This is a genomic window from Actinosynnema pretiosum (assembly GCF_024171695.1).
GTDB classification, from domain to species: Bacteria; Actinomycetota; Actinomycetes; order Mycobacteriales; family Pseudonocardiaceae; genus Actinosynnema; species Actinosynnema pretiosum.
Window position 1 is genome coordinate 1 of sequence record NZ_JAMTCF010000030.1, and the last position, 18,024, is coordinate 18,024.

General features: G+C 71.7%; 19 protein-coding genes and 1 pseudogene. 8 read left to right on the forward strand and 12 right to left on the reverse strand.

Annotation, left to right across the window (positions count from 1 at the left end):
* Positions 1 to 238 (reverse strand): transposase (locus LV78_RS38105; protein ID WP_253851060.1); only part of this gene is annotated, 238 nt, incomplete at its 3' end.
* Between the two features lie 903 nt (positions 239 to 1,141).
* Positions 1,142 to 1,810: a class I SAM-dependent methyltransferase gene (locus tag LV78_RS38110; protein WP_253851061.1), complete on the reverse strand. Its 669-nt coding sequence runs from the start codon at positions 1,808 to 1,810 to the stop codon at positions 1,142 to 1,144.
* Positions 1,811 to 2,107: 297 nt separating this feature from the next.
* Here LV78_RS38110 and LV78_RS38115 point away from each other — a divergent pair, with 297 nt between their 5' ends.
* The 5 genes from LV78_RS38115 to LV78_RS38135 all read left to right on the forward strand — a co-directional run bounded on the left by LV78_RS38115 (position 2,108) and on the right by LV78_RS38135 (position 4,994).
* Positions 2,108 to 2,686: a TetR/AcrR family transcriptional regulator gene (locus LV78_RS38115; RefSeq protein WP_253851062.1), complete on the forward strand. Its 579-nt coding sequence runs from the start codon at positions 2,108 to 2,110 to the stop codon at positions 2,684 to 2,686.
* Between the two features lie 54 nt (positions 2,687 to 2,740).
* The gene (idi, locus tag LV78_RS38120) at positions 2,741 to 3,313 is read left to right on the forward strand and encodes an isopentenyl-diphosphate Delta-isomerase (protein WP_253851063.1); all 573 of its coding nucleotides are present in this window, start codon (positions 2,741 to 2,743) and stop codon (positions 3,311 to 3,313) included.
* 139 nt (positions 3,314 to 3,452) lie between these two features.
* Positions 3,453 to 4,067: a DUF998 domain-containing protein gene (locus LV78_RS38125; RefSeq protein WP_253851064.1), complete on the forward strand. Its 615-nt coding sequence runs from the start codon at positions 3,453 to 3,455 to the stop codon at positions 4,065 to 4,067.
* Positions 4,067 to 4,474: a type III secretion system chaperone family protein gene (locus LV78_RS38130; RefSeq protein ID WP_253851065.1), complete on the forward strand. Its 408-nt coding sequence runs from the start codon at positions 4,067 to 4,069 to the stop codon at positions 4,472 to 4,474. Before LV78_RS38125 ends, LV78_RS38130 begins: the two co-directional genes overlap by 1 nt.
* 190 nt (positions 4,475 to 4,664) lie before the next feature.
* On the forward strand, positions 4,665 to 4,994 hold the full coding sequence (locus LV78_RS38135) for a condensation domain-containing protein (RefSeq protein ID WP_253851066.1): 330 nt from the start codon (positions 4,665 to 4,667) through the stop codon (positions 4,992 to 4,994).
* Here the strand turns inward: LV78_RS38135 and LV78_RS38140 are convergent.
* The gene (locus tag LV78_RS38140; RefSeq protein ID WP_253851067.1) at positions 4,991 to 5,374 is read right to left on the reverse strand and encodes a winged helix-turn-helix transcriptional regulator; all 384 of its coding nucleotides are present in this window, start codon (positions 5,372 to 5,374) and stop codon (positions 4,991 to 4,993) included. The genes LV78_RS38135 and LV78_RS38140 overlap by 4 nt on opposite strands.
* 142 nt (positions 5,375 to 5,516) lie before the next feature.
* Here LV78_RS38140 and LV78_RS38145 point away from each other — a divergent pair, with 142 nt between their 5' ends.
* A complete protein-coding gene (locus LV78_RS38145) occupies positions 5,517 to 6,353 on the forward strand; it encodes an enoyl-CoA hydratase/isomerase family protein (RefSeq protein ID WP_253851068.1) in 837 nt (278 codons plus the stop codon).
* A 346-nt stretch (positions 6,354 to 6,699) separates the two neighbouring features.
* Here the strand turns inward: LV78_RS38145 and LV78_RS38150 are convergent, their stop codons facing one another.
* From LV78_RS38150 to LV78_RS38165, 4 genes are all read right to left on the reverse strand, one after another.
* A complete protein-coding gene (locus tag LV78_RS38150) occupies positions 6,700 to 8,451 on the reverse strand; it encodes an AAA family ATPase (protein WP_253851069.1) in 1,752 nt (583 codons plus the stop codon).
* A 321-nt stretch (positions 8,452 to 8,772) separates the two neighbouring features.
* Entirely contained in the window at positions 8,773 to 10,254 is a 1,482-nt protein-coding gene (locus tag LV78_RS38155) for a glutamate-cysteine ligase family protein (RefSeq protein ID WP_253851070.1), read from the reverse strand.
* A 69-nt stretch (positions 10,255 to 10,323) separates the two neighbouring features.
* The gene (locus LV78_RS38160) at positions 10,324 to 10,980 is read right to left on the reverse strand and encodes a 4'-phosphopantetheinyl transferase family protein (RefSeq protein ID WP_308208804.1); all 657 of its coding nucleotides are present in this window, start codon (positions 10,978 to 10,980) and stop codon (positions 10,324 to 10,326) included.
* On the reverse strand, positions 10,977 to 11,822 hold the full coding sequence (locus LV78_RS38165; protein WP_253851071.1) for a metallophosphoesterase family protein: 846 nt from the start codon (positions 11,820 to 11,822) through the stop codon (positions 10,977 to 10,979). Before LV78_RS38165 ends, LV78_RS38160 begins: the two co-directional genes overlap by 4 nt.
* Positions 11,823 to 12,235: 413 nt before the next feature.
* Here LV78_RS38165 and LV78_RS38170 point away from each other — a divergent pair.
* Positions 12,236 to 12,499: pseudogene (locus LV78_RS38170) on the forward strand (transposase); the annotation flags it as partial.
* 181 nt (positions 12,500 to 12,680) lie between these two features.
* Here LV78_RS38170 and LV78_RS38175 read toward each other — a convergent pair.
* Complete coding sequence (locus tag LV78_RS38175) at positions 12,681 to 13,235, reverse strand: TetR/AcrR family transcriptional regulator (protein WP_253851072.1); 555 nt, start codon at positions 13,233 to 13,235, stop codon at positions 12,681 to 12,683.
* Positions 13,236 to 13,318: 83 nt separating this feature from the next.
* Here LV78_RS38175 and LV78_RS38180 point away from each other — a divergent pair, with 83 nt between their 5' ends.
* Positions 13,319 to 13,693 carry a DUF4267 domain-containing protein gene (locus LV78_RS38180; RefSeq protein WP_253851073.1) on the forward strand — a complete coding sequence of 125 codons (375 nt, stop codon included), beginning with the start codon at positions 13,319 to 13,321 and terminating at the stop codon, positions 13,691 to 13,693.
* A gap of 54 nt (positions 13,694 to 13,747) precedes the next feature.
* Here the strand turns inward: LV78_RS38180 and LV78_RS38185 are convergent, their stop codons facing one another.
* Genes LV78_RS38185 through LV78_RS38200 form a run of 4 tightly spaced genes read right to left on the reverse strand, consistent with a single transcriptional unit; the run spans position 13,748 to position 17,992 of the window.
* Positions 13,748 to 14,923, reverse strand: coding sequence for a histidine kinase (locus LV78_RS38185; RefSeq protein ID WP_253851074.1), 1,176 nt, complete (start codon positions 14,921 to 14,923; stop codon positions 13,748 to 13,750).
* Entirely contained in the window at positions 14,920 to 16,641 is a 1,722-nt protein-coding gene (locus LV78_RS38190; RefSeq protein ID WP_253851075.1) for a sodium/solute symporter, read from the reverse strand. The genes LV78_RS38185 and LV78_RS38190 overlap by 4 nt, the downstream gene beginning before the upstream one ends.
* Positions 16,638 to 17,150, reverse strand: a complete 513-nt coding sequence (locus LV78_RS38195; RefSeq protein ID WP_253851076.1) for a DUF485 domain-containing protein — start codon at positions 17,148 to 17,150, stop codon at positions 16,638 to 16,640. Before LV78_RS38195 ends, LV78_RS38190 begins: the two co-directional genes overlap by 4 nt.
* Positions 17,147 to 17,992, reverse strand: coding sequence for a LytR/AlgR family response regulator transcription factor (locus tag LV78_RS38200; protein WP_253851077.1), 846 nt, complete (start codon positions 17,990 to 17,992; stop codon positions 17,147 to 17,149). Before LV78_RS38200 ends, LV78_RS38195 begins: the two co-directional genes overlap by 4 nt.
* Between the last annotated feature and the right edge of the window lie 32 nt (positions 17,993 to 18,024).

Consider the following 18,024-nt stretch of genomic DNA (forward strand, 5'->3'; position numbering starts at 1 on the left):
GCGCCTCCAACAGCGTCTGGAACACCCCCGCCTTCGCCCAGACGTTGAACCGGGAGTAGACGGTGGACCAGGGCCCGTACCGTTCCGGGACGTCGCGCCAGCCCGACCCGGTGCGAAACCGCCACAGGATTCCGTTGAACTGATCCCGCACCCGCCGAGGCAACGGCCCGGTGGCCGCGACCGGCACATGCGGCTCGATCAACGCCCACTCGGCATCGGTCAGGTCAAAGCGCGCCACACCCGTGTTCTACCAGCCCCGACCAGCACACCACCCGGCTTGACCTAGATCCGAACACCAAACAGCCCCTAGCGCTCAATCCCGCGCCCACATCCGCACGCGCGCCCGTTCCCGCATCCGCATCCGGTTGAACGGCCCGTTCACTCGCAACACATGACGCCCATGTCCCCGCCCGGCAGTTGAACGGTCCGTTCACTCACGGCACCGATGCTCGTCCCACCTCAACCTCTGGTTGAACGGTCCGTTCGCACGCAGTGCCAGGCTCCATGCCGCCTCAACTTCCGGGTGAACGGTCCGTTCCCCCGCACTGTCAGGCCCTATACCGCCTCAACCTCCAGTTGAATGGCCCGCTCGCAAACCTTCGTGCGAACGCCCCATCCGCGCGCAGCGCCTGCACCTGTACCGGTGTCCGTGTCCGCGTCAATCTTCAGTTGAACGGTCCGTTCAACTGCCATGCCAGCACTCGCACCCGGTTGAACGGTCCGTTCAACCGCCATGTCAGCGCCCACACCTGGTTGAACGGTCCGTTCAACCGCCCGTATTCGTATCCGCGCCCGCGCCCGCGTCTGCATTCGCGCCCGCGCTACCGTCCGTGCCTACGTTCGTACCCACGCCACAGGCTGTGTCGACTCCTGTGCTCGCATCGGCGTCTGCGTCTGTGCTCGTGACAGCGCTCGTGCCTGTACCTGTGCCGTGCCCGGTGAATGATCCGTTCAATCGTCAGTGCCAGTGCCAGTGCCAGTGCCAGTGCCAGTGCCAGGGCTCAGGCCTGTGTCTGTGATCGGTTGAACGGTCCGTTCAACCAAAAGCCCTCGCTCGGTCAGTTGAACGGTCCGTTCAACCCTGGACAAACGGTCCGTTCACTCGTCGCCACAGCCTTCCCGCCCCCAACCTCCCCACCCCTCATCCGGCAACGCGTCGAGCGATGACCACCTCACACGTGTAAGTCACCGCCAACTCCCCGCCCGCCGAGTCGATCGCCACCCCGACCTCGTCGAGCACCCGCGCCAACAGCTCGCGCGGCATCCGGGTGAACAAGCCGGTCGTCGGCAGCAGGTCCAGCCACTCGTCCCGCTGGTACACCCGCTCCCACGGGAACCTCAGCCGGATCGCCTTGTCGAAAGCGCCGGTCTTCTCCATCCCCGCGATCGCCCGGTCGCCCAGCGGCGAGTAGTCCCCGCCGAAAGCGCCCGCCTGCTTCCCCAGGTCACCGGGCAGCAGACCCCGGTACACCTCGGCGAACCGCTCGCCCACCTCCCCCGGCACCCGAGCCGCGTTCCAGAAGATCGCCAGGGCACCTCCGGGGCGCAGCGCATCCGCTGCCCGTGACGCTCCCGCGTCCTGGTCGATCCAGTGCCACGCCTGGCCGCACACCACCGCGTCGAAACCCCGCCCCCGCGCCTCCCACTCCTCGAAGCGCGTCACCTCCACCGGGATTCCGCTCGCACGGGTGAACTCGGCCATCCGGGCGTCCGGCTCGACCCCCAGAACCTGGCACCCGGCGTCCCGGAACTGCCTCGCGGCGATCCCGGTCCCGCAGCCGACGTCCAGCACATCCGGCGCAACCAGCACATCCGGCGCAACCAGCACATCCGGCGCAACCGGACCACCCGCCGCAACCCCCACCCTCACCCCGCCAGACGCCCCACCCCCACAACCACCGGAAAGTGCAGCTAACACCGCATCCACCAGCGCGGATGGGTAAGAGGGACGGGTTCGGTCATAACGCTCGGCGTCCACGCCGAACGACTCCGCGATCTCCCGCGCGCCACGCGGGAACTCATAAGTGGGCATCCGCCCACTCTAAGCGGGCATCCGTCCACTCGCCTACCCCCGGCTAGACTGAAACCCCCCGAGAGGAGACCCGGAGTGCCCACAGGCGTGGCGATCCAGGACGCGCGCAACCAGCTCTTCGACGCGGCCGAGCGGGTCCTGCTCCGTGACGGTCCCAGCGGCCTCACCAGCAGGGCCGTCACCACCGAGGCGTCCTTCGCCAAAGGCGTCCTGCACCGCCACTTCACCGACTTCGACGCGTTCCTCGCCGAGTTCATCCTCGACCGCGCCGCCCGCTCCACCCCCGAGGTCGACCGCCTCCTCGACCAGGTCGGCCACCACCAGGTGGTCGACAACCTCACCACCGCCCTCACCGCCCTCTACGCCTCGGTCGCGGTCGCCGTCGTCCCCCTGCTGGCCTTCCGCACCGCCCTCCGCGACCGCCTCCGCGACACCTGGCCCGCGGGCGTCCCGGTCCTCACCGACGCGGCCGTCCGGGTCACCGCCTACCTCGACGCCGAGCGCGCCGCGGGCCGCCTCCCCGACACCCTCCCCGCCGACGCCCTCGGCCCCGCCCTCATCGGCTCCACCCACCTCCTGCACGCCGGCAGCGGTGCCACGGAGGCCGCCGTCCGGCGGGTCGTCGCCTCGGTCCTGCCCGTCAACCCGGTGTGATCACCCCATCGCGCGGTCGCCGTTCGGGGGAGCGCTGTGGCAGGGTGATCAACCGTGGAACGGGTTGTGCTGCTGGACGAGACCGGTGCGGCCGTGGGCGAGGCCGACAAGGCGACTGTGCACCACGAGGAGACGCCGCTGCACCTGGCGTTCTCCAGCTACCTCTTCGACCGGGGCGGCAGACTCCTGCTGTCCCGGCGAGCGCTGCACAAGAAGACCTGGCCGGGCGTGTGGACCAACTCGTGCTGCGGTCACCCCGCGCCGGGGGAGGACCTGGAGGCCGGGGTGCGGCGGCGGCTCGCCGAGGAGCTCGGGCTGGCGGACGTCGAGCTGGCGCTCGCGCTGCCGGGCTTCCGGTACCGCGCGGTGATGGACAACGGGGTGGTGGAGAACGAGATGTGCCCGGTGTACCGGGGCGTCGTCGACGCCGAACCGGCGCCCAACCCGGACGAGGTGGACGACGTGGAGTGGGTGGCGTGGGCCGACTTCGTGCCCGCCGTGCTGTCGGGCGCGCGGCCGATCTCGCCGTGGTGCCTGCTCCAGGTGGAGGCGCTGGCCGAGCTGGGCGACGACCCGCTCGAGTGGCCCGTCGGCTCCCCGGACGACCTGCCGCTCGCGGTGCGCTGAACCCAAGACCTCCCTGAGCGGCGCCTGTCGGTTTCCTGAACCGGGGAACCGCGCCGCGCGCACGCCCGTTTTGCCCGTTGTGCTGAACGCGGAGACTGCTGCGCGCCCCCGGTTCCTCGGACTCGGGGGCGCCCTGGCCGTGGCGCTGACCGTGGCCATGATCGGCGGGCTTGACGTGCACCGCGCCGTGACCAGCCCCTACAGCCTGCGTCGGACGATCAGCGAGTACGCGCTGGGGCCGCAGGGCTGGGTGTTCGACGTCGGCGTGCTGCTGCTCGCGGCCGGGTCGGCGGCGATCCTGGCCGTGCTGGTGCGGGCCGGGGTGGCGCGGTGGTGGTCGCCGGGGGCGGTGGCCATGGCGCTGTGGTCGGTCGGGTTGACGCTGGTCGTGCTGTTCCCCAAGCACAACTGGGCGATGGGCGGGCCGAGCGCGAGCGGCACGGTGCACCGGGTGGCGAGCGTGCTCGCGTTCCTGAGCCTGCCGGTGGCGGCGGTGCTGCTGGCGAAGCCGTGGCTGCGGTCCGCCGAGTGGGGGCGGCACGCGCGCCGGGTGTTCGCGCTCGGCTGGCTGTCGGCGCTCGCGCTCACCCCGCTGGTGTACGCGCTGCTGGTGGACGCCTCGGGCGGCACGGCGTGGTGGCGGGTGTTCCCGCTGGGGTACGTCGAGCGGCTGCTCGTGGTGGTCGAGGTGGTGGCCGTGCTGGCGGCCGGGTTGTGGGCCATCGCGGTGGAGAAGCGCCCTAGAGTGGCCTGATGGCTACTTGGGGTGATCTGGCGGCTTACGTCCGCGACCAGTACGACGTCATCGCCCAGGAGGGCGACGAGATCCGCATCCTGTTCACGTTCGATCACCTGGACGAGGAGGACGAGCGGACCCAGGTGATCATCCTGGTCCGCGAGGTGCTCGACCGGAAGCACGAGTGGGTCCAGATCGCGACCCCGATGGGGTTAGCGTCGGCGGTGGACCTGAAGGCGCTGCTGGAGGAGATCGGCCACTCGTCGATCGCGTGCGGCGCGGCGATCATGGGCGAGCACGTGGTGCTGCGCCACTCGCTGCCGCTGGAGACGCTCGACATCCACGAGTTCACCGACCCGCTGGCGCTGCTCGCCGGGACGGCGGACACGCTGGAGGAGCAGTTCTTCGGGGGCGACGACTACTGAGGCGGGGAGCACCGGGCAGGCCACCGGTGTGACGCACCCCTTCGGACAACCGGAGTGATCTGCACCGCCTCCGGGTATCGCGACCAGGGTTCCCGGCGATACCCACGCACAGGGGTCGTGCGTCACACCCCCGTAACACGCCACTCTAAGGCTAGGTTAGCCTTACCTAAACGGAGAAGGTGGTTGTTCGGTGTCCACGACCCCGGTCGTTCCTGCCGCGTCCTACGAGTCGATGACGGTTCGGGTCAAGGCGGGTCTGGGGGAGGACCGGCTGGCCGCCGCCGTCGAGGCCCTCACCGCCAGGCACTCCGAGCTGTCGGACGGCGGGACGAGCTCGCGCCGGGTCGTCGTCGGGGGCGACCCGGCGCGGGCGCGCGGCGGCGAGGCGCTCAGCGTCGTCTGGGTCGACGCCGGGACCGAACCCGGTCGGCTCGTGCTGTCCGCGCGCCAGGACGTGCTCGCCGCGCTGCCGTGGCGCGTCCTGCTGCCCGAGCTGGCCTCGGAGTGGAAGACCCACTAGCGCCGTCCGTCGTACGCCCGGCGCGCCTCCTCGATCTCGTCGGAGTGCTCCAGCGTCCACTCCAGCAGCCGCCAGAACGGGTCCCGCAGCGAGCGGGCCAGCGGCGTCAGCGCGTACTCCACGCCCACGGGTGACGTCGGCAGCACCCGCCGCACCACCATCCCGTTGCGCTCCAGGCGGCGCAGGGTGTGCGTGAGCACGCGCTGCGTCACGCCCTCCAGCAGGCGCTTGATGTCGTTGAACCGCCGGGGGCCGTCCTCCAGCACGGCCAGCGCCATCATCGACCACCGGTCCGCGATCTGGTCCAGGACCGGGCGGCTGGGGCAGTCGGCGCTGAACACCGGCGCCTCGCGCGAACCGGTCGCCTGAACGTCCCCCACGTCTGACCTCCATCGGTATCACCGCTGTGCCCTGCGCACCTCGATGTGCGTTGTTGACGCAGGTCAGAGGCTATCCCAGGGTGGTGTCCGACAGGCACGGCCGGGCCTTCCGGGCACCGGTCACGGAGAGGGGAGCACACGCATGACCCACGCGCCGCTGAGGGTGCGCGCCGAGAACGGCGTCGTCCGCGTCACCATCGACAACCCGCCGGTGAACGTCCTCGACGCCGGGCTGATCACCGCCTTGAAGCGGCTGCTCGTCGAGCTGCGCTCGGACGGGTCGGCGCGGGTGGTCGTGTTCGACAGCGCCGACCCGGAGTTCTTCCTGGCGCACGTCGACATGACCACCACGCCCGAGCAGGTCGCGGAGCTGTCGGCGGACCTGCCCGACGGCGTCAACGCGTTCCAGGCGCTGGGGGAGCTGCTGCGCGGGCAGCCGCAGGTGAGCATCGTGAAGCTGGCGGGCAAGGCGCGCGGGGGAGGGGCCGAGTTCGTCGCGGCGGCGGACCTGGTGTTCGCGGCGATCGGGCGGGCCGGGCTCGGGCAGGTCGAGGCGCCGGGCGGGATCGTGCCGGGTGGCGGCGGGACGCAGTACGTGACGGCGCGGACCGGGCGGAACCGGGCGCTGGAGATCGTGCTGGGCGCGGACCTGTTCGACGCGGAGACGGCGGAGCGCTACGGCTGGGTGAACCGGGCGCTGCCCGAGGACGAGCTGGACGCGTTCGTGGACCGCTTGGCGGCGAACATCGCGGCGCTGCCCGACGGGGTGATCGCGGCGACCAAGCGGGCGATCCCGGCGGAGGACCTGTCGGCGGGGCTGGTGCGGGAGCACGAGGAGTGGGCGGGGCTGTTCGCGAAGCCCGCGGCGGGGGAGCTGATGGCCGGGATGATGGCGGCCGGCGCGCAGACCCGTGAGGGGGAGCGGGACCTGGAGGGGCTGGCGCGCGAGGTCGGGGCGCGGGTGGCGGCGAGGGGCTGACGCGCGGTCGCCACCGGCTTCTAGCACCCTTCGGGCGGCGGCGCACCCGTTTCCGCGCCGCCGCCACGGGAACCCCTTAGTGGGTCTTCGGCCTGCTCAGAGCCCGTTTTTGTCAGGGGTCCGGGGTACAAATGTCCACGGGAGGAAGCGATGGGTGATGCGAGAGAACGCGAGACGGTGGTCAGCCCGAACGGCTGTCGCTGGTGCGGGGCGGACAGGTTGGCCCATGGCCGCCTGTGGGTGCCCGAGGTGAAGTGGCACGGCTGGGTCGAGCCCACCTCCGAACAGCGCAAAGCAAGAATGCTGGCTCGTCGGAAGGCTCGAAGTCCCGTCTCAGCTGAAGACCTCAGCTCGCAGACTTCCGCAGATCGGCGAAGACGTCTCGCAACCCTTGCGGCACCTGGTCGGGCCTCTTCAGGCGGTTGACGACCTCCATGACCAGCGCAGGCTTGCCGGAGGGCGAGGTCTTGCTCTCGGACTTCAGCATGGTCATGACCTGATCGCTGAACTTCTTGCCTTTCCGGTGGGCCGCGAAGTCGGCCGAACCCCAAGGCGCCCTGTCCGTTCGCGGCCACTGCTCGTTGGCCGTGTCCGCCCAAGTGCTGTCGTCGAACAACTCCTCGAACTCCATGAAGCCTTGGGCTTTGCCCAGGAACGTGACGACGTTGTCGTAGTCCTCTGGGCTGAACACCTTCTCCAAGTTGGCCCGCCGGAACATCTTGTCCTTGACCTCGCAGTCGGCGTCGATCAACAACACCACGCTTCGCCCGTGCTTGTACAGGTAGTCAGCCAAGTGCAGCGCGCCGGAGTTGCCGCCGCACGCCCACAGCGCGATGCCTGCCGACTGGAGTTGCAGGCCCTCGGACAGCTTGAACAGGATCGGGATGGCCTTCTGCTCGGTTTCCCCCTCCACCGCCAAGAAGCACCGCTCGTGCAGCAGCACCGAATTGCGCAGACCGACCGCGGTGGCGATGGACTGCAGGTGCCGGTCGGATTCGTCGTGTCCGGTGTCCGCGCCCAGTCGCTCTACGCGAGTGCGCCTCTTCTCGTCCAGTTCGAGCCGCACGACGTCCTTGAGGTCCACGCCGTCGATCAGGTTCATGGAGTGGGTGGCCACCACCACGTTGGTGTTGGGCAGTTGGCACTGCTCGCGGATCAGCCCCATGACGTCCCGCTGGTAGTGGTAGTCGAGGTGGGTGTCGGGCTCGTCGTACACCACGATCGTCGGCACAGGCGGGCCGTTCTCCGCCAACATCTCCTCGTCCTGCTGCTCCTCGACCAGGATGTCGGTGGACGCCTCCCAGACCGCCAGCGAGATCCGCCGCGCGCTGCCCTGGCCTGAGCGGTCCAGCCGGACCTGCTCTCCCGACGAGCGCCTCAACCCCAGCGAGGCCGAGCGGAGGCGAGGGGTCATGGAGATCTCGGGCTTCACCGTGACCTCGGTGATGTCCTTGCAGCGTCGGGTGATGTGGTCGACGAGCGGCTGAGCCTGAGCGACGAGCCAGTCCTGCGCGTCGTCTTCCAGCACTTCGATCTGCTTGCGGGTGCTCTCCTCCTGCAAGTACCCCTTCAGCTGCTGCCCCAGGATCTCCGCGACGGCGGCTTCGGGGTCCAGCGTCTTGCCCGTGAACGCCACGACGCGCGGCAGGCGGTCGGTCAGGTTCGGCGGTGCGCCCGTCCACCCCTCGCCGCTGGAGTGCTCTCGCGCGTACTCCTGCAACGCCACCAGCAGTTCGGGCTTGTTGCCGGGGTGCTTCGGGCGGAGGTTGTGCCTCCGCGCCAGCTCCTTCAAGTCCGGGACCTTCAGCTGGGCAAGGTCGCGCAGGTCCTCGTCGTCAGGGATCGGACCCCAGACCTCGTAGCGCGCGTCCTGGTCGGTCTCCATGATCCGGCGCAGCTCGATCTCGGCGGGCAGCGAGAACTGCTCCTGCTCCCACTCGTCGAGCAGGAACCGGCCGCTGACGTCGATGGCGGCGCGCCCACCGCCGGACTCGCCCTCCAGGTAGGTGCGGTCGTCCTCGATGGGGGAGTAGCGGCCCAGCAGGAACTTCACCGCGTCGAGCGCCGACGACTTGCCGCCGTCGTTGGGGCCGGCCAAGATCGTCGGACTCCCGATCGGGATGTCCTCCACCTCGGCCAGCGAGCGAAAACCACGAGTCGAGAAGCTTCCAAGGTGCACTGGCGAACCATCCAGGGCGAGTTGACTGACAGGCCTGACCCCGACGCCGCACCACGTGGAGGGCGGCTTTCAGCAGCCTAAGACGGCTTGATCAAAACCTGATAATCGACACGCCGAGTAATCGCTTTATGCGTCCTTATGGGTGAATGAGCTGGGTTGAAAAACGCTCAGTAACCGCAATTATGCGGATTTGGTTAGGCTTCGTGTGTGGTACCGCCGTTCAGGTGGCGATCCGCACCCTCACCCCGACACCGGCCACGAGTGCACCGGCTCGTTCGTGTGCATCAGGTCCCGGTACCCCCGCAGCACCCGCCGCAGCGCCTCCGGACGCTCCAGCGAGGTCCCGTCGTAAGCCCGGTGGAACGCCCGCGTCTGCCACGTCGCCCCGTTCACCCCGCGCAGGCACCGCTGCTCCACGATCCCCAGCAACCGGTCCCGCTCCCGCTCGTCCACGCCGAGCCCGACCAGGCCCTCGTGCGCCAGCGGCAGCAGCCGCCGCAGCACCAGCTCCACCACCGGGACCGTCCCCAGCCCCGGCCAGTACACCTGCGCGTCGATCCCCCGCCGCGCCCCCGCCAGGAAGTTCTCCTCCGCCGCCGAGAACGACATCTGCGACCACGCCGGCCGCTCGTCCTGCGCCAGCGCGTGCGCCAGCCCGTAGTAGAACGCCGCGTTCGCCATCGTGTCCACGACCGTCGGCCCGGCGGGCAGCACCCGGTTCTCCACCCGCAGGTGCGGCTCGCCCCCCACCACGTCGTACACCGGCCGGTTCCACCGGTAGATCGTCCCGTTGTGCAGCCGCAGCTCCGCCAGCGACGGCACGTCCCCGTCCGCGAGCACCCGCTCCGGGTCCTCCTCCGCGCAGATCGGCAGCAGCGCCGGGAAGTACCGCACGTTCTCCTCGAACAGGTCGAAGATCGACGTGATCCACCGCTCCCCGAACCACACCCGAGGCCGGACGCCCTGCTCCTTCAGCTCGTCGCTGCGGGTGTCCGTCGCCTGCTGGAACAGCGCGATCCTGGTCTCCGGCCACAGCTCCTTGCCCAGCAGGAACGGCGAGTTCGCCCCCACCGCCACCTGCACCCCGGCGATGGCCTGCGCCGCGTTCCAGTACGCCGGGAACCGCTCCGGCGACACCTGGAGGTGGAACTGCGTGCTCGTGCACGCGGCCTCCGGCACGATCGAGTCCGCGGTCATCTGCAACCGCTCGACCCCGTCCACGGTGATCTCCAGGTCCTCGCCGCGCGCCGCCAGCACCTGCTCGTTGAGCAGCGCGTACCGGGGGTTCCCGGACAGCGCGTCCACCGCCATGTGCCTGGCCTGCAACGTCGGCAGCGTCCCGACCATCACCATGTGCGCGTCGACCTCGCGCGCCCGCTTCTCCGCCTGGTTCAGGCTGGTGCGGACGGTGCCCTCCAGCTCGGCGAACCCGCCACCGGCCAGCTCGCGCGGCGGCACGTTGATCTCCACGTTCCACTGGCCCAGCTCGGTGACGAAGTCCGGGTCGGCGATGGCCTCCAACGCCTCCGCGTTGCGCATCGCCGGGTCCCCGGCCTCGTCCACCAGGTTCAGCTCGATCTCCAGCCCGGTCATGGGCCGGTCGACCGCGAACCGCTCCTCTTCCAGCATCCGGGTGAACACGTCCAGGCACCGCCGCACCTTCGTGCGGTAGCGCGTCCGGTCCTCGCGGCTGAACTCGTGCCGCTCGACGTCGTCGCCCACTGCGCCCCTCCACCACCGCGCCCGGTGCGCGGACCCTGCCGAGGCCGCTTCCGGAGCGCGGCGCACGGGTCAGCGTGCGGGTACCGCGATCGCGGTCACCACAAACCCCTCCCGCGCGAGCCACCTGCCGGTGAACCCGGACACCGCCCGCCCGTCCACGACCGGGTGCTCCACGAGCACGCGCGCGGTGAACGTGCCGTCGCGGCCGAGCACCAGCTCGGCGTCCTCGAAGCCCAGCCACCGCCGGGTCAGCGGGAACCACGACTTGTACACGGACTCCTTGGCGCTGAACAGCAACCGGTCCCAGTGCACCGACGCGTCGCGCGCCCCCAGCAGCGCCACCATGTCCTGCTCGCGCGGCAGCGCCACCGCGGCCAGCACGCCCTCCGGGGTCGGCTGGTTCGGCTCCGCGTCGATGCCCAGCGTCCACACGGCCTCGGTGCGCGCGGCGACCGCCGCCCGGTACCCGTTGCAGTGCGTGATGCTCCCGACCACGCCCTCCGGCCACCCCGGTTCCCGCTTCGGCCCCGGCAGCAGCGGCACCGGCGGGAAGCCGAGCTTCGCCAGCGCCCCCCGCGCGCAGTGCCTGCCCGTGGTGAACTCGCGGCGCCGCTTGTCCACCGCGCGCGCCACGTGCTCCTCCTCCTCGGGCAGCAGCACGGCCTCCGGCGGGTCGCCGAACGCCTCCACCGCGGCGACCCCGTCCGGCAGCAGCTCCTCGATCACCGCGCGTCCCCTTCCCGCAGCACGTCCAGCAGCGGAGCACCCGTCCAGCCGCGCGGCTTCCACTCGCGCGGGTAGCCCAGCGACACCTCGTCGAAGCGCACCCCGTCCACCCGGATCGTGCGCGGGATGTGCAGGTGCCCGTACACCGCCACGGCCGCCCGGTACTTCAGGTGCCAGTCGGCGGTCAGCTCGGTGCCGCACCACAGCGCGAACTCCGGGTACCGCAGCACCAGCGTGGGGTCGCGCACCAGCGGCCAGTGGCTGATCAGCACCGTCCTCAGCTCGTGGTCGACCTCGTCCAGCCTGCGCGCGCTCTCCGCGATCCTGGCCCGGCACCACCCGTCGCGGCTCGGGTGCGGGTCCGGGTGCAGGAAGTACTCGTCGGTGCACACCACCCCGGCCTCGACCGCCTTCGCCAGCGCGGACTCCTTGTCCGTCGTGCCCGCGGGCCGGAAGGTGTAGTCGTACAAGGTGAACAGCGGCGCGACCGCCACCGGCCCGCCCTCGCCCTCGAACACCGGGAACGGGTCCTCGGGGGTGTGCACGCCCAGCGAGCGGCACATCTCGACGAGCTGCTGGTAGCGCACCTCGCCCCGGCTCTGCACCGGGTCGTCCTTGGTGGTCCACAGCTCGTGGTTGCCCGGAACCCAGACGACCTCGCGGAACCGCTTGCGCAGCAGGCCCAGCGCCCACTCGACATCGTGGAACTTCTCGCCCACGTCACCGGCGACGATCAGCCAGTCGTCCGGCGATGGCGCGGTCAGCTCGGTGACGAACTCCCGGTTCTGCTGGTACGTCACGTGCAGGTCGCTCGTCGCGAGCAGGCGTGGTCGGCGTGTCACGAAGCCGAGGGTAGCCAGCTCGGCAAAGACCGTTCATCCGCTCGTCGCTCCTGGGGTGCCGCCCGTCCTCGTCAGGGGTCCGCGCGACGCTGGAGGCGTCCGCTCGGCGCGCGGGCGGTTATAGCCGACCGACCGACTTCCTAGCGTGATGGTCGTCACGATCGCGTTCTCGGAGGAGCCTGATGAGCGAGCAGATCCCCAGCTCCGCCACCGCGCCGCAACCGTTCGGCCGAACGGTGGGCGCGGAGATCGTCCGCCACGCGCGCCAGCACGCCCACCCGGCCGTGGCCCCGCGCCGCCCGGCGGAGGACGCGGCGCTCGCGGCGCTGCTCCGCGCGCGTCAGCGGAGCGGCGAGGGGCAGCAGTGGAGCAGACGGCCGCAGGAGCCGCCCGCGCGGCCGGCGCAGGCGGACGTGGTGGAGCGGTTGGCGTCCCGGATAGTCCCGCCCGCGCTCTGGACGGCGGTGGAACCGCTGATCCCGCCCGCGAAGGTGCGGCGGCAGGGCGGTGGGCGCGGCCGGGTGTCGGACCGGGCGGTGTTCACGGCGATCGCGTTCGTGCTGACCAGCGGGTGCGCCTGGCGGCACCTGCCCGCGACGTTCGGGGTGACGGTGCCGACGGTGCACCGGCGGTTCCAGGAGTGGACCGACACCGGGCTGTGGATCAGGCTGCGGCGGATCGCGGAGGAGGGGCGGTTCGAGGACGCGGACTGGCTGCGGATGATCGTGGAGGCGGCGGAGCGGCGGGGGACTCGGGCGGCGGGGTGAGCGCCTGGCGGTGAGCGGCGGGCGGACCGGGTGTCGGCGGCGATCACCCGGAAGGCGGTGGGGCGCGGGCGTTCCCGAAGGTTCGGGGGTGCTACGGCCGCGCCCCGGCCAGGTCCACCAGCGCGGCCAACCGCGCGTCCCCGCGCCCTGCGGGCAACCGGCCGCCCCTGGCCAGCAGCACCTGCCCGTGCAGCGCGCCCCACACCACCTCGGTGAACACGTCCGGATCGTGGTGGCGGCGCAGGGGTTCCAGTGCGTCCCGCAGCGCGGCGAACGCGTCGCGCAGCGGCTGCGGGGTGTCCGGCGCGTCGAACGCGAGCGGTGCGGAGAGGGTGAACATCGCGTCGTAGCAAGCCGGGTTGTCCTCCGCGAACCCGGTGTAGGCGCGCGCGAGCCCCACGAGCCCGTCCGCGCCCCCGAGCCGCTCGGCCAGTTCCGCGAACCCCTCGACGGCGACCGCCGCGATGATCGCGTCCTTGCCGGAGAAGTGGCTGTACAGCACGGGTTGGCTGTACTCGATCAGCTCGGCGAGCCGCCGCGTGGTGACCGCCTCCCACCCCTCAGCCTCGGCCAACCCGCGCGCGGCGCCGACGATCGCCCGCCGCCGCTCGGCCCGTTCCCGCTCCTTGCGCTCCTGTGGTGGCACGGTGGCGATCCTAGCAGTGCTAGCTATCCGATCGGCGCTAGTGCTAGCGTCGATCAAAAATCTAGCAACGCTAGGAGAGTGCTGTGCAGTTGTTCGCCGTGGTTCTGACCGTCGCCGCCGCACTGGGCATCATCGTGATCGGCGCCCTGTACCTGCTCGTGCCGCACCGCGTCGCGAGCGCGTTCGGCCTGCCCGCCTGGCCGGAGGAACCGGGGGAAACCGGCTGGCTGAACCTGAAGGGCGTGCGCGACGTGGTCTCCGGCCTGGTGATCCTGATCCCGCTGATCCTGGGGCACCCGGATCTGACCGGCTACGTGCTCCTGGCCGCCGCCCTCACCCCGCTCGGCGACATGCTGACCATCCTGCGCCACAAGGGGAACCGCACCCTGGCGTACGGGATGCACGGCGGCACGGCGGTGGTCGTGGCGCTTGCGGGGGCGCTGCTGCTGGCGGGCTGAACTCGCTGCCGCAGGGGACGCAGGGGACGTCGGGGGCGCGGCAGGCCCCGCGCCCTAGTCCGCGTGCACCCCGGCCCGGTACTTCGGCACCCGCACGCTCACCTTCGTCCCCAACCCCTGCGCCGTCTCCACGACCAACCCGTAGTCGTCCCCATAGCACCGCCGCAGCCGCTCGTCGATGTTCCCCAGCCCGATCCCCGCCGTGGCCCCGACCTTCCCCGCCAACGTCCGCCGCAGCGCCTCCGGGTCCATCCCGATCCCGTCGTCCTCCACGGTGATCCGCGCCTCGTCCCCCGCGTCCTCCGCCGTGATCGAGATCAGCCCCGGCCCGACCTTCCCCTCCATCCCGTGCCGCACCGCGTTCTCCACCAGCGGCTGCAAGCACAGGAACGGCACCGTCACCGGCAGGACCTCCGGCGCGATCTGCAGCGTCACCTGCAACCGCTCGCCGAACCGCGCCCGCTCCAGCGCCAGGTACTGGTCGATCGACTTCAGCTCCTCCGACAGCGTCGTGAAGTCCCCCGCGCGCCGGAACGAGTACCGGGTGAAGTCCGCGAAGTCCAACAACAACGTCCGCGCCCGCTCCGGGTTCGTCCGCACGTACGACGCGATCGCCGACAGCGAGTTGTAGATGAAGTGCGGCGAGATCTGCGCCCGCAGCGCCCGCACCTCCGCCTCCACCAACCGCGTCCGCGACCGGTCCAGCTCGGCCAGCTCCAGCTGCCCCGACGCCCACCGCGCCACCTCGTTCGTCGCCCGCACCAGCCCGGCCGACGCCTCCCGGCTGTACGCCGCCAGCACCCCGACGACCCGCCCCTCCACGGTCAGCGGCGCCAGGACGGCGGTGTGCACCGGGCAGTCCGGCTCGGGGCAGGACACGTCGAACGCCCGCGTCCGCCCGGTCGCGAACACCTCCCGCGCGAGCCCCAGCGCCTCCGCCGAGTGGTGCTCACCGGCGCCCTCCCAGGCGACCACCTGCTCCTCGTCGGTCAGCGCCAGCGCAGGCGTCCCCAGCAGGGTCCGCAGGTGCCGCGCGGACTTGCGCGCCGCGTCCGGCACCAGCCCGGCCCGCAGCGGCGGGGCCGCCGACCACGCCGTGTGCAGCGTCTCGAACGTGATCCGCTGCTCCTGGGTGACGAAGTCGTTGCGCCGCTTGGACGTCCACCACAGCGTCACCACCACCGCGACCCCGGCGAGCAGCACCGCGCCCGCCGTCCCCAGCGCCGTCACAACCGGTCCTGACTGCGCAGTCCCAGGTTCTCCGGCGCGTGCAACCGCACCATCACGTGGTTCACCCCCGGTGGCACCCGCTTCGGCGTCGCCAGCGACACCGCGTACATCACCACGAACCCCAGCGGCGCCGTCCACGCCGCCGGGCGGGCCAGGAACGCGTGGTACCAGGCGTCGCTCGGCCCCGCCGCGATCGTCACCATCCCGGCCGCCAGCGCGGGCACCCCGCCCGCGAGCATCCCGGCGACCGCGCCGACCGTCGTGATCCGCGTGCTCCAGATCCCCAGCACCAGCAGCGGGCACAGCGACGACGCCGCCACCGCGAACGCCAGCCCCACCACGTCCGCCACCGGCACCCGCCCCAGCAGCGGCGTCACCAGCAGCGGCGCGGTCACCGCCACCAGCGTCGCCAGCCGGAACCCGCGAACCCCGCGCAACCGCAGCACGTCCCGGCTCAGCACCCCGGCCAGCGACACGATCAACCCGGACGAGGTCGACAGGAACGCCGCCACCGCCCCGCCCGCCACGAGCGCGCCCAGCAGCTGCCCGCCGAGCCCGCCGACGACCCGGCTCGGCAGCACCAGCACCACCGCGTCGGTGTCCCCGGTCATCAGCAGCTCCGGCGTGTACAACCGCCCGAGCGCCCCGTACAGCGGCGGCATCAGGTAGAACACGCCCAGCAGCCCCAGCACGATCAGCGTGGTCCGCCGTGCCGCCCTGCCGTTCGGGTTGGTGTAGAAGCGCACGATCACGTGCGGCAGCCCCATCGTGCCCAGGAACGTCGCGATGATCAGCGAGTACACCGAGTACAGCCCGAACCGCTCGCCGCCGCTGCTGGGCAGCGACCAGCTCTGCCCGGTGTTGTGCGGGATCGACTTCATGTGCGGCACCGCCGCGCCCTGCGGGAACACCAGCCGCGACCCGGCGGCCACGGTGTGCTCGCCGCCCTCCAGCAGCACCAGCCCGTCCACCCGCTCGCCGTCGACCTCGCCGGTCCCGCTGAACCCGACCGGCCGCCGCACGTCGACCACCGTCGTCTTCTCGAACGACACCGACGTCTCACGCGGGAACACCGGGAAGTCCGCCTCCGCCATGCCCCGCGCGCCCTGCGACTGCCAGGCCAGCACCAGGAACACGGCGGGCACCGCGATCGCGGTCAGCTTGAGCCAGTACTGGAACGCCTGCACGAACGTCACGCTGCGCATCCCGCCGGACAGCACGTTCGCCGTCACCACCACCGCCACCAGCGCCGCGCCCACCCAGCTCGGCGTGCCGATCACCGTGTGCAGGGTCAGCCCCGCGCCCTGGAACTGCGGCAGCAGGTACAGCCACCCGATGCCCAGGGCCAGCCCCGACGCCACCGCCCGCACCACCGGCGAGCCGAACCTGGCCTCCGCGAAGTCCGGCAGCGTGTACGCGCCGCTGCGCCGCAGCGGGGCCGCGACCAGGGCCAGCAGCACCAGGTAGCCCGCCGCGTAGCCGACCGGGAACCACAGCATGTCCGGCCCGTGCGCGAACACCAGCCCCGCGATGCCCACGAACGAGGCCGCCGACAGGTACTCGCCGCCGATCGCCGAGGCGTTCCACCACGGCGACACGGTCCTGGACGCCACGAAGAAGTCCGAGGTCGTCCTGGACACCCGCAGCCCGTAGCCGCCCACCAGCATCGTGCCCAGCACCACCAGCAGCACGGCGACCAGGCCGTACGTGCTGCTCACGAACGCTCCACCAGCTCGGCGAACTCGGCCTCACCGCGCTCGGCCTGCCGCACGTAGAACCAGCCCGCGCCCACCAGCACCGGGAACACCAGCACGCCCAGCACCAGCCACGGCATCTGCAACCCGAGCAACCGCTGCTCGGCGACGCCGGGGACCAGCGCGAACAGCAGCGGCAGCGCGGAGACCGCCCCGCACACCACCGCGCACAGCGTGAAGCCGAGCCTGCGCTGCGAGCGGATCAGCGACCGCATGTAGACCGCGCCCAGCTCGCTCTGCTCGTCGATCTCGCGGGACGCCGGGTACGGCCGGGGCGCGCGCGGCGCGCGGGTGCGCGGGCTGGTCACCACGACGCGCTGGGCGGGCGCCGGGGCCGGACCGTGCTCCCGGCCGACCGGCAGCGCCCGACCGCCCCGGAACCGGCCGGAGCCCATGCCCGACCGCCCAGAGCCAGAGCCAGAGCCCGCGCCCGAGCCGTCCGCCGAGCCCGGCTCCCCGGACCCGCCGCTCACGACGGCTGCCGGTTGCGCCGCACCAGGAGCTGCCGCAGGTGCCGGGCGTGCCGCCTGCTCACCGGCAGCACCGCCCCTCCGATGTTCACGCTCAGGTGCCCGTCCTCCAGCCGCAGCTCGTCGATGTGCCCCAGGGACACCAGGTGGCTGCGGTGGATGCGCACGAACCCGGCGCTGCGCCAGCGCTCCTCCAGCCCGTTCAGCGCCGCCCGCACCAGCCCGCTGCCGGTCGCCGTGTGCAGCCGCGCGTAGTCGCCGTGCGCCTCCACGTAGCGGATCTCCGCGAGCCGGATGAACCGGGTGATCCCGCCCAGCTCCACCGGGATGACCTCGTCGCCCACGTCCGGCGCCCGCTCGACCGGCGCGGCCTGCGGCGCGGGCTGCTCGACCGGCCTGCTCTCCAGCACCTCGTGCACGATCCGGTGCACCGACTCGGCCAGCCGCTCCTGCCGCACCGGTTTCAACAGGTAGTCGAGCGCCTTCAGCTCGAACGCCTCCACCGCGGGCTCCTGGTGCGCGGTCACGAACACGATCGGCGGCGGCTGCGCGAACCGGGACAGCACCCGCGCCAGGTCCAGCCCGTCCAGGCCGGGCATCCGGATGTCCAGGAACACCGCGTCCACGGCCTGCCCCGCGTCCATCGCCCGGTGCAGCGTGCGCAGCGCCTTGGTCGCGTCCCCGACCGCCTCCACGTGCCCGACCCTCGGATCGGACCGCAGCAGGTAGACGAGGTCCTCCAGCGCAGGCGGCTCGTCGTCCACGGCGAGCACCCGCAGCGGTCGCCCGAGCGCCCCCCGGCGTTCGGGCCCCTCGCACAGAGGACAGGGCAGACCTGAGGTCATCGACATCCAATGCGGTGTTCTCGGCGGCGTCG

Excerpts from the sequence above, each read along its gene's own strand:
- LV78_RS38200 (WP_253851077.1), bottom strand. The coding sequence starts at position 17,992 with ATGACCTCAGGTCTGCCCTGTCCTCTGTGCGAGGGGCCCGAACGCCGG.
- LV78_RS38130 (WP_253851065.1), top strand. The coding sequence starts at position 4,067 with ATGGCTACTTGGGGTGATCTGGCGGCTTACGTCCGCGACCAGTACGAC.
- LV78_RS38145 (WP_253851068.1), top strand. The coding sequence starts at position 5,517 with ATGACCCACGCGCCGCTGAGGGTGCGCGCCGAGAACGGCGTCGTCCGC.